Genomic DNA, 10,978 nt, shown 5'->3' on the forward strand with positions numbered 1-10,978 from the left:
GCGTCAACCCGCCCGGACGAAAAAGCTGGGCACAAAATGCTGGGCTGTGCCCCGCGCCGCGAGTTCCCGGTAGTGGCGCTGGAGGTCGAGTTGAAATCCGGGAGGCAGCAGAGTGCCGTCGTAACCGTTGTGCTCCGCCGGCACCGGTTGGGTGGTGAGCCAGGCATTCAGCTCCCGGCCCTCGTCGTCGAGCGGGATGATCGCTGCGGGCAGCTTGTAGTCAGGGAAGGCGCCGAAGAACTCGATCCGGGTGAAGCCCGTGTCGAGGAGCAGGCGGCGCAACTCAATCAGCGAGTAGGTGAAGGACTGCAGTCGGCCTTGGCCGGCCTCGTCCCACCGCCGGCGGGCCAGCGGCGCGGGGAGGCTGGCGACGTGCGGGACGCCCACGTGGTCGTCGGGGCAGCCGAGCAGATATTTGAGACCAAGGCGGTTTTCGATGCCGAGGATGAGGCAGCCGTCGGGGGCGAGTTCCGTGCGCGCCTTGCGCAGGAAGGCCCGTTGCCGCTGCTGAGGATCCGTGTGGTCCTGGAAAGCGCCGGCCCATTCGAGCACGCCGATCGCGCAGATGGCGGCGAAGGGGGTGCGGAACTGCACGTCGAAGTAGTCCGTCTCCATGAACGCCATCCGGTCGGAAACGCCATCCTGGCGCGCGGCGGCGCGGATGAAGGCGAGGCGTTCCGCGACCGGCTCCAGGGCGACCACCGGGCGTTCGCGGGCCAGCGGCCGGGCGACCTGGCCCCAGCCGGAGCCGATGTCGAGTACCGGTCCCGCGCCGGGCGGGAGGACGGGACCGACGAAAGCGGTCCGGGATTCGGCGGTGATGATGCGGTAGAGCCAGTTTTTGGAAGTCTGGTATCGGGCGGCCACGGCCTCGCGCCAGGGGCGGCCCGCGTCGATCTCGGCGACGAGCGCGTGCAGGTCGGTCGAAGGTGTGTCGCGGAAACCATGCTCGCCGGGCCGAGCGTAGTGGCCGCCCGGTGGGAGCGTCTGTTCCCGTCCGTCGCTGGTGAAGCCGATCATCCGGAAGTGGTGGCCGTATGCACCTCGATGGTGGCCGGGCACCAGGCCAGGCCGAAGGATTTGTCGCGGGGCATCACGTCAAAGCGCAGCACGTCGTAGCGCCGGTGGATGACCACGACCTCGCCGTTGACGAGGCGCACCCAGCCCAGCGAGATGAAAAAGACCCCGGGCAGGATGTTGAGCGGGAGGGTGAAGGTCACCGTGGCGCGGCCACCGGCGGGAACGTCGGGCGGGTTTTGATTCTGGAAGTAGGTGTTGGTACCGTAGATTTCCTGGCCGCGGACATCCTTGAGGGTCAGCGCGTAGATCGGGGCCGTCACCGTCTGCCGGGCCGCGCAGGTGATGCGGACCTGGATGGTCTGGCCGGTGACGAAACTCAGGCGGGGGGCCCCGGTGTGGTCGGCGAGGACGACGGACGTGATTTCACCGAACTCGCCGCCGTAGGCATACTCCTTGTCCGAGATCTGCTGGTGGGTGCGTTCCTCGGCGAGGAGGCGGGTGCCGGGGTTCTCGGCGGAGAGGGAGGAGGAGAGGAGCTGCGGGGCGGGGGTGGGGGTCGGAGCGGGGTTGGCCTCGTCGGATTCCGGCGGCTTGTTTTGCAGGGCGGCCAGGTCCTCGCGGATGGATTCCAGGCCGTGGGGGCTGGTGATCAGCTTGGTGTAGATGTTGGTGACGTCGTTGGGCGAGCCCTTGAGGAGCATCTCGCCGCGCTCGAGCAGGACGGCGGTGCGGCACATGCGCTTCACGGCGTTGGTGTCGTGGGAGACGAAGATGATGGTGCGGCCCTCCTTGAGCATCTGTTCCAGCGTAGCGTGGCACTTGAACTGGAAGCGCGCGTCGCCGACGGCGAGGGCCTCGTCGATGATGAGGATGTCGGCGTCGACGTGGGCGCAGACGGCGAAGGCCAGGCGCAGGGTCATGCCGCTGGAGTAGGTGCGGACGGGCTGGTCGATGAATTCCGCGATGCCGGAGTATTCCACGATGGAATCGTAGCGCGCGGCAATCTCCTCCCGGCCCAGGCCGAGGATGGAGGCGTTCATCAGGATGTTCTCGCGACCGGTGAAATCGGGATTGAAGCCGCTGCCCAGTTCGAGGAGGGCGGCCACGCGGCCGTTGATCTGCACGGTGCCTGAGGTGGGCTGGACGGTGCCGGCGATCATCTGGAGCAGAGTGCTCTTGCCGGCGCCATTGCGGCCGATGATGCCGAGGCACTCGCCGCGGGCGATCTCGAGGGAGAAGGCCTTGACGGCGGTGAACTGCCGGCCTTCGGTCCCGCGGGCCGACTTGGACCAGAGCCGGCGGAAAGGCGCCATCAGCCGGGCCGTCGGATCGTCCCAGATGGTGTAGGTCTTGGTGACGCCCCGCAGGGTGATGAGCGGCGGGGATTCACTGGGGGAGGGAGGCGACATGGTCGAAACCAGAGAAAGCGACCCGGCCTTGCCGGGCCAGCCGGAAGTTCAGGGCGAGGGTGGCGACAGCCGGGCCAGATTGATGCGTTCCACGGCCGCCGGGGTGAAGACCGTGACCGCGTCGCGGCCCGTCGGGGTGGTTTGCAGGCGGAGGGAATCCGGGGTGGTTTCCCAGCGGGCGATATCGCGTTCCGTCCGCAGCGAGTCCAAGGGGAGAACGGCCCGGGTGCGTTGGCCGGCATCGACGAGGCGGATGCCGCGGATCTCGACGCCGCCGGGATTGTCGCGCGGGTCGAAGCGCAGGGCCCGCAGCGGACCCTCGGGGAGGGTAAAGCGGAGGGTCTGCAAACCGCGGTGGGGTTCGTGGTTCTGGCGGGCGCTGTCCGCCTCGCGAAGGCCCTGACCGGAGTCCCAGAACACCTGGGCGACGGAAGGGGCGTCGCTGGTGACGTCGAATTCCAGGCTCAGCGTGGAGGGGAAGACCGGAGCAACGAAGCGGGCGTAGTGCAGGGAATTGCGGATGAGGCCGCGGTTGCCGACGAGGGCGAAGCAGAGGGCGATCGCCGCGAGGAAGCCGGCGTGCCGGAAGAAGTCGCGCCAACCGCGGGGGCGGGAGGTGGCGAAGAAGACGGCCAGCAGCAAAATGAGCAGCATCATGGCCAGGTAGCCGCTGGAGAGGAGGCAGCGCAGGAGGTTGCGGTGGTCCATGCCCACGGGGACGATGGGGGAGAACAGTTCGAGGCGGGCCGAGGGCGCGGCGGCGCCCGGCGCGGCGACCAGTTTCCACCCGCCGGGATCCGGGGCGATGGTCACGTCGCGCTCAGCGCGGAACAGGTCGGGGGGGAACCGGCGGATCTCCTCGTTCCGGCGGTTGATGATCCGCATCTGGCGGACGGTGAGCTCACCGTCTTGCGGCGGGAGGACGCGCAACTCGACGAGGGGCGCGTCGGGGAGGGGGAAGGTATAGGTGAGCGTTTGCGCCGTGGGGGTGACGGGCCAGCGGATGGTGTCAATCGGCCGGTGGCCGAGCCGCCCGACATCGTAGCGGAGTTCCAGGTCGCCCGCGACGTTTGACGAGCACGAAATCTCGAGATAGTTGATGTCCGTGCCTGGCTCGTTGAGCGGGTACCACTCGAGCGGGACTTCCTGGGGCAGGAGAAAGCCGCCGAGAGCGACTGCGGCCGCGAGGCCAAGCTTCCCCCAGGTTGGTTGCAGCCAGCTCGGGGATGGTTCGGCGACGGGATCACTCATGACGGGACCCGTCGGGACGGTGAGGGGGCAGTCAGGCGGCAACCCGGCCGGCAGGTTTCAGCAGGCTGAGGCCCATGCCGAGGGCTGAGCCGGCGACCAGGCCGATGATCGCACCCAAAACCACGTTGCGCAGCATGGATGCGGTTCTGGCCTGCATGGAGACGCGGATGGCGTCGGCAAATTCCTGACGGGAATAGTCGTCGAGGGCGATGCGCACCTTGGAGAGGAGCTCCTGGTAAGAGGCTTCGAGTTCGACGAGGGCCTTTTGGGTGCTGGCAATCGCGGCCGCCTGGTCCTTGCTCTCCCCTTTGGTGAAGGACTCCATGCGTTGGCGGCGATCTTCCAGCTGGGCGATGTCCGACTGGACCCGCTTCACGGCCAGGCCGGTCTTGAGGGCTTCGCGTACCAGGAAATTATAGGCATCATTGGCCAGCAGGGTGTCGATGAAACCCTGGTCGAGCAGGGGTTGCGTGCCCTGCGGTTGCTGAGCCCGCGTGGCCAGCACGTAGTTTTGTGCGCGCTCCTGGGTCTTGGTCAGCAGGTTGGTGACCACCTCGGCTTCCTGGGTCAGGCGCTGCTCCTGATCGGCAAGGGTGCGCATGTAGTAATCCATTTTGACCAGCGCATATCCCCGGTCCTTGGACAAGCCGTTGATATAGATCAAGCCGAGCACGTCATTGAGACGGATTTGGGTGAAGAGCTCGGTTTGCTTGAGCAGGTCCTGAAAGGAAAGCTGATTGCTCGGCGAGCGGAACTGTTTGGCCTTCTCGATTTGCTGCTGCAGGAAGGCGCTCAAGGACAGGGTTTCCTTGGTGAGAATGAGTTCGTATTCCACAAAATCGGCATTGCGGAGGGAGGTGAAGGCGTTGCCAAACTCCGGCGGCAGCTCCACGTAGGTCCGGCGGAATTTCTCGAGGTAAACATTGATGATTTCGGCCAAAAGCAGTTCGCGCTGGCGCACATCCACCGGGAAATCGCGCGGCAGGCTGAGGGTGATTTCATATTCGTCCGGAATGTAGGCCGGCAGGCTTTGGCCGGAGGCGCGGAGCAGGTCGCGTTCCTTGATGATATTGGGCGAGACCAGGCCGCTGATGCTGATGGCGCCGCGAATCTTGCTGGCGAGATCCGTGTCCTCCAAACGGAGGCCCAGCCGCTTGATGGCCTCGTTGACCACGTCGGGAGCCCGCACGTCATCGGGTTGAAATTTCGCCCCGTTGGGGTAGGCGCCGGCCTCAAACCCCGGAAAACCAAAGGTAACCCGCAGGGTGGTTATCGCGGATTGCCGGCTTGCGGTCAGGACGGTGACGATGATGCCCAAGGCCAGCCCCAGCAGGGTCAGGCCGAATATCTGGATCAGGCCGCGGCGAAGGCGCGCAAATAGCTCCGCGAAATTTATCGAGTCGTCGTCGGCGTAGGGGCGGGATTCAGGGGAATTCGTCATGATGGGCAAAAAGAAGCGACCGGATGATGCGGGCTGTGAAGCACTTCAGTGACAGCAAGGCAACCGTGAAACGGGTCGTAAGCCAATCGGCCCGATGGTTGCGACAACCCTCACGGCAGCGCAAAACGGATTCGTGCCCCGGCCCGGAATCACTGGCGGCGGCGGAGCTTTACCCGAAAACAAGATCGGTCGGATGGATCGCGCCCCCCGTCGCAAACGTTGGCGGGAGCATGACGCAAGGGGGCGCGGCGGGACGATGCCACGGACAGGCCAGCCAGGCTGAAGCCAAACCAACTGTACGGCGTCATCACCCGGCAGCGGCAGCGGCGTTGCCGGGTGTGGTCGAGAGGTCTCTGGATGGATAACCGATCAAGCCTGGCGGCAGACGCGGCCGGGCGCTGGCCGTGCCACCGGACAGCGCCGTCGTCGCGGGGTCGGGCAGGTTCGGGAGCGGGGCGCAGAACATGTGGTCCGAACCGGCCGGGCAAGCTTACCACTGGACAAGGGGTGAAATCATTACGGATACTGGCGGGGTAAAACATGCATCCCCCAAGCCCCAACTCGAAGATTCTTGTCACCGGAGCCGACGGTTTTATCGGCTCTCACCTTACGGAGGAACTGGTGCGCCAAGGGCGCAAAGTGAAGGCCTTCGTGCTCTACAACTCATTCAATTCCTGGGGTTGGTTGGATCGTTGCCCGAGCGAGATCAGGAAAAACCTGGAGGTGTTTGCCGGTGACATCCGCGACCCGCATGGGGTCAAGGCGGCCATGGCGGGCTGTGATGCCGTGCTGCATCTGGCTGCGCTGATCGCCATCCCGTATTCCTACCATTCACCGCACACCTATGTGGACACCAACGTGAACGGCACGCTGAACGTGCTGCAGGCGGCGCGCGAGCTGGGCGTCAAGCGCTTGGTGCACACGTCGACCAGCGAGGTTTACGGCACCGCCCGGTTTGTCCCCATCACCGAGGAGCATCCGCTGCAGGGCCAGTCGCCGTATTCCGCATCCAAGATCGGGGCGGATCAGCTGGCCTTTTCCTACTATGCCTCCTTCGGGTTGCCCGTGATCACCGTGCGCCCCTTCAACACCTATGGCCCGCGGCAATCGGCCCGCGCCGTGATCCCCACCATCATCACGCAGATTGCCCGGGGCAGCCGGGTGATCAAGCTGGGTGCCGTGTCGCCGACGCGGGACTTCAATTATGTGCAGGACACGGTGCGCGGATTCATCGCGGCGCTGGATGCCAGCCAGGGCGTCGGCGAAGTGGTGAACATCGGGAGCAATTTCGAGGTTTCGATCGGCGAAACCGCGACGCTCATCGCCGAGGCCATGAACGCGCCGATAACCATTGAGACTGATGAGGTGCGCCTGCGGCCGGAAAACTCCGAGGTAAACCGCCTCTGGGCGGACAACGCCAAGGCGGCGAGGCTGCTCAACTGGAGCCCGCGTTATGGCGGACGCGATGGATTCAAGCGTGGGCTCGCGGAAACGGTCGCCTGGTTCACCCAGGAAGACAACCTGCGGCAATACAAAGCGGATATCTACAACCTCTGAACCCTGTTTTCAGCATGAACACTCCCAGCAGCGCCGAGTTCAAGATCGCGGGCCGGCCGATCGGCTACAATCATCCCCCGGTGGTGATCGCCGAGATCGGCATCAATCACGCGGGGTCGCTCGACCTGGCCATCACGATGGCGGATGCGGCCATCGATGCCGGGGCGGAAATAGTCAAACACCAGACCCATATCATCGAGGACGAAATGTCGGAAGAGGCGAAGTCGGTGATTCCGGGCAATGCGAGCATTTCGATCTACGACATCATGCAGAGTTGCGCGCTGCCCGAGGCGGAGGAGTACCGGTTGATGCAGCACGTGCAGTCACGGAAGGCCATATTCATCAGCACGCCCTTTTCCCGGGCGGCTGCGGTCCGGCTGGCCAAATTTGACGTGCCGGCCATCAAGGTCGGATCAGGGGAATGCAACAATTATCCCCTGATCCAGATGATCGCCGGACTGGGCAAGCCGGTCATTCTCAGCACCGGCATGAACTCGATCGAGACCGTGCGCCCGTCGGTGGACATATTGCGGAAGGCCAAGGTGCCCTTCGCCCTGCTGCATTGCACCAATGTCTACCCGACGCCGCCGCACCTGGTGCGGCTCGGGGCCATGCAGACTTTGCAGGCCTCGTTTCCCGATGCGGTCGTCGGGTTGTCGGACCATACCACCGGCAACTACCCCTGCCTGGGTGCGGTGGCCCTCGGCGGAAGCATCCTGGAGCGCCATTTCACCGACCGCATGGACCGGCCGGGGCCGGACATTGTGTGCTCGATGGATCCGGGTGCGCTGCGTGAACTGATCGAGGGATCCCGCATCCTGTTTGAGGCACGTGGTGGGGACAAGGCGCCGGTGGCGGCGGAAGCCCCGACCATCGCCTTCGCGTTTGCGTCGGTCGTGGTGATCCGCGATATCGCGGCCGGGGAGACATTCTCCGAAGCCAACATCTGGCTCAAGCGACCCGGGGGCGGGGACTTTGGCGTCGGTGATTACCCCGGACTCATCGGCCGGACGGCCAAGCGGCCCGTGCGCGCGGGGGTCCAGTTGCGGCGGGATGATTTGGCCTAACCGGAAGCAGGGGCCCAACCCATGAAGCATAGCGTAGTCGTGACCGGGGCTTCGGGATTTGTTGGGGGCGCCTTGGCGAGAGCCTTGCGGTCGGCCGGTATCGCGGTGGTGCCGGTGGCCCGCAGCCCCGGGGCCGGGTGGCGGCAGTTGGCGGATTATCGCGAGGCCCCGCCGGCCGATGTCTTGGTGCATCTGGCCGAGGACAATAATCGTGGCCGGGTTAACGCCGGCGGTGCGGCGGCCAGCGGCGCGGCGATCCGTACCATGGAGCAGTTGCTCGCCAAACCCTACCGGCGGGTGATCTATGCGTCGTCCGCGGTTTTGTACGGCGATGAGGAATCGCAACCGCGCGGCCGCGGGGATGCGGTGCAATTAGCCGACACCTACGCCACGACCAAGTGGGAATGCGAGCGCCGGGTGTTGCAGGCCAAGGGTAATCTCGTGGTCCGGCTGGCCAACATCTACGGCCCGGCGATGAGCGCGAACAATGTCATCAGCACCATTTTGGGCCAGATACCGGGGAAGGGCCCCCTCTGCGTGTGGGATGCCGGTCCGGTCCGGGATTTTCTTTGGATCGACGATGCGGTCACCGCCCTCTGTGCCGCCATCACGAGTGAGGTGGACGGCGTCCTCAACCTGGGCAGTGGCGTGGGCCATTCCATCGGTGAAGTCGCACGCATCGCGCTGGCCATCAGCGGCGAGGCGGATCGCCCGGTCCAGTCCACCCAGCCGGCGGGCCGGTCGTCCCGGCTGGTCCTGGACATCCAGGAAACCACGCGGGCGCTCGGATGGCGCCCGACTACGCACTTGAAGACGGGGGTGGAAAGACTCATGAACGGCCGCTTATCATCCGAATGAAAAAACGAGTCATCGCCATCTTTACCGGCAACCGGGCGGAATACGGCCTGCAATATCCGATCATCCGGGCGGTGGATAAGCATCCCGATATGGAGTACCGGCTGCTGGTATCCGGGGCCCATCTTGATCCGAACTTCGGCAGCACCCTGCAGGAGATCCACGCGGATGGGTTTCGGGTCGATGCCGAGATCAAGATCGCGATGGATGCCGGCTCCCTGTTTGCCACGGCCCAGGCCATCGGTTCGGGGGTGCTGGCCATCAGCCAGGCCTTTGCCGAGATGAAGCCGGATCTGGCGGTCATCTATGCCGACCGGTTCGAGGGCCTGGCCGCGGTCATCGCCGCAAGCCAGATGAACATCCCGACCGCGCATGTGGAGGGCGGGGATCTCACCGAAGGCGGCGCGCTGGATGATTCCGTCAGGCATGCCATGACCAAGCTGGCGCATCTTCATTTCACCACGAATCAGCAGGCGACCAACCGGATCCTGGCCATGGGGGAGGAGCCCTGGCGGGTGCACACCGTCGGCTTTCCGGCGATCGATCTGATTTCAGAGGGCCGGTATGCCAAACCGGACGAAGTGCGGGAGCGCCTGGGATTGGATCTGGCCCGGCCGGTGGTGCTGTTCACGCAGCACTCAGTCACGACCGAGTTTGATCAAGCCACGGCCCAGCTCATGCCGTCCTTGCAGGCGATCGAGGAACTGGCGGGCGAAGGGGTCCAGGTGGTGTTGACCTATCCGAACAACGATGCGGGCGGGCGGGCGATCATCCAGGCGCTTGATGCCTTCGGCGCCCGGAAGATCAAGGGCACGAGCGTGCACCGGTCACTCGGCCGGTCGCTGTATCACGGGGTGCTGGCCCTGGCCCGGGGGGCGGGCCTGCGGGTGGCCTGTGTGGGCAATTCCTCCTCGGGGCTCAAGGAAACGCCGGCTTTTGGCTGTCCCACGGTGAATATCGGATCCCGGCAAGAGGGGCGTCTGCGCGGCCAGAACGTCATTGATGTCGCCTACCAGGCCGGGGCCATCCGGGATGGAGTCCGGCGCTGTCTTTTCGACGAGGCCTTCCGCGAGGTCTGCCGCACGGCGCCGAATCCTTATTGGCTGGGGGACGCCGGGCCGAAGATTGCCGAGGTCCTGGCGACGGTGGCCTTGGATCAGAACCTGCTGCGCAAACGGATGACGTTGCGGGGCGAGGTGCGGGATGGCTGGTTCAGATGAGCGAAACACCCTTACTTCCCGAGGCCCTGTTGATCGAGGCGGTGCGCGCCATCGAGGTGAATCGCCGGCGGATGGCGGTCGTCGTGTCGGCAGACGGCAGGCTGCGTGGCACGCTGACCGACGGGGACATCCGGCGCCATTTGCTGGCGGGTGGAAGCTTGGATTCCCCGGTGGCGAAGGCGATGAATCCGAACCCCGTGGTGGCAGAAGACGGAGCGGGGGCCGGATACCTCAAAGACATCATGCGCCGAGGCAATATCCTGGCGGTCCCCTTGCTCGACAAAGAGGGAAGGTTTGTGCGCATGGTCCACCTGTTGGACCTGGAGGAAGGTGAGCCCCGGCAGGTCCCGATCGCGAATTTTGCCTTTGCCGTGATCATGGCGGGAGGGGAAGGCACCCGGTTGCGACCGCTCACGGCTTCCATTCCCAAACCGATGGTGGAGATTGGCGGGGTTCCGCTCCTGGAGCGACAGATCGGCCGGCTCGCCCAAGCGGGACTCAAGCGCGTTTATCTGTCGGTCAATTATCTGAGTCACGTCATCGAGGACTATTTCAAAGACGGCCAGGGTTTCGGTCTCGAGGTGAGGTACCTGCGCGAAACCGTGAAAATGGGCACGGCCGGGGCGCTGACCCTCCTGCCGGAGGTGCCGAGCGGGCCGATCATCGTGATGAACGGGGACATCCTCACCACGTCCGATTTTGCCAGCCTGCACGCCTTCCATGTCGCCCATGGCGCGACCATCACGATTGCCGCGATCGACCACAAGGTGGACATACCCTATGGTGTCATCCGGGCCGACGGGCACGTGGTGCGGGGCTTGGTGGAGAAGCCATCGGAGCGCTTCCTCTGCAATGCGGGCATCTATGCCGTTTCCGCGGCGGCCCTGCGCCAGCTGGCGAGCGGCAAGCATGTCAACATGACGGACCTGATCGACGCCTGTCTCCGGGACGGACTGCCGGTCGCGGTGTTCCCGGTGCATGAGTACTGGAATGACATTGGCACGGTGGCGGACCTGCAGAATGCGCGGGCGCACTTTGCCAAGCTGGAGGTGGTCAAATGATGCCCGCCCCGGGTTATCCGTTGTTGCCACCGGCGGGCCCTTGCGTGTGCATGACGGGTTGCCTCCGGTCCGGCCGGGGCCCCACCATCCCGACTTT

General features: G+C 65.1%; 9 protein-coding genes. 5 read left to right on the forward strand and 4 right to left on the reverse strand.

What is annotated here, in order from left to right; all coding sequences use genetic code 11:
* Nucleotides 1-3: 3 nt before the first annotated feature.
* Genes Verru16B_RS10130 through Verru16B_RS10145 form a run of 4 tightly spaced genes read right to left on the reverse strand, consistent with a single transcriptional unit; the run spans nucleotide 4 to nucleotide 5,121 of the window.
* Entirely contained in the window at nucleotides 4-1,020 is a 1,017-nt protein-coding gene (locus Verru16B_RS10130; protein ID WP_069962174.1) for an SAM-dependent methyltransferase, read from the reverse strand.
* Nucleotides 1,017-2,429, reverse strand: a complete 1,413-nt coding sequence (locus tag Verru16B_RS10135) for an ABC transporter ATP-binding protein (RefSeq protein WP_069962175.1) — start codon at nucleotides 2,427-2,429, stop codon at nucleotides 1,017-1,019. The genes Verru16B_RS10130 and Verru16B_RS10135 overlap by 4 nt, the downstream gene beginning before the upstream one ends.
* Nucleotides 2,430-2,477: 48 nt before the next feature.
* Nucleotides 2,478-3,680 (reverse strand): hypothetical protein, encoded by a 1,203-nt coding sequence (locus Verru16B_RS10140; protein WP_157772373.1) that lies wholly within the window; start codon nucleotides 3,678-3,680, stop codon nucleotides 2,478-2,480.
* A gap of 31 nt (nucleotides 3,681-3,711) precedes the next feature.
* A complete protein-coding gene (locus tag Verru16B_RS10145) occupies nucleotides 3,712-5,121 on the reverse strand; it encodes a hypothetical protein (RefSeq protein ID WP_069962177.1) in 1,410 nt (469 codons plus the stop codon).
* A gap of 540 nt (nucleotides 5,122-5,661) precedes the next feature.
* Between Verru16B_RS10145 and Verru16B_RS10150 the strand changes: the two genes are divergently transcribed.
* From Verru16B_RS10150 to Verru16B_RS10170, 5 genes are read left to right on the forward strand one after another with little or no spacing between them, the layout of a single operon-like run.
* On the forward strand, nucleotides 5,662-6,678 hold the full coding sequence (locus Verru16B_RS10150; RefSeq protein WP_069962178.1) for an NAD-dependent 4,6-dehydratase LegB: 1,017 nt from the start codon (nucleotides 5,662-5,664) through the stop codon (nucleotides 6,676-6,678).
* Between the two features lie 14 nt (nucleotides 6,679-6,692).
* Nucleotides 6,693-7,745, forward strand: a complete 1,053-nt coding sequence (locus tag Verru16B_RS10155; RefSeq protein ID WP_069962179.1) for an N-acetylneuraminate synthase family protein — start codon at nucleotides 6,693-6,695, stop codon at nucleotides 7,743-7,745.
* Between the two features lie 21 nt (nucleotides 7,746-7,766).
* The gene (locus Verru16B_RS10160; protein ID WP_069962180.1) at nucleotides 7,767-8,603 is read left to right on the forward strand and encodes an NAD-dependent epimerase/dehydratase family protein; all 837 of its coding nucleotides are present in this window, start codon (nucleotides 7,767-7,769) and stop codon (nucleotides 8,601-8,603) included.
* On the forward strand, nucleotides 8,534-9,820 hold the full coding sequence (neuC, locus tag Verru16B_RS10165; protein ID WP_218918775.1) for a UDP-N-acetylglucosamine 2-epimerase: 1,287 nt from the start codon (nucleotides 8,534-8,536) through the stop codon (nucleotides 9,818-9,820). Before Verru16B_RS10160 ends, neuC begins: the two co-directional genes overlap by 70 nt.
* A complete protein-coding gene (locus tag Verru16B_RS10170; protein ID WP_069962182.1) occupies nucleotides 9,817-10,881 on the forward strand; it encodes a nucleotidyltransferase family protein in 1,065 nt (354 codons plus the stop codon). Before neuC ends, Verru16B_RS10170 begins: the two co-directional genes overlap by 4 nt.
* Nucleotides 10,882-10,978: the final 97 nt, after the last annotated feature.

Source organism: Lacunisphaera limnophila, from assembly GCF_001746835.1.
In the GTDB taxonomy this organism is placed as follows: domain Bacteria; phylum Verrucomicrobiota; class Verrucomicrobiia; order Opitutales; family Opitutaceae; genus Lacunisphaera; species Lacunisphaera limnophila.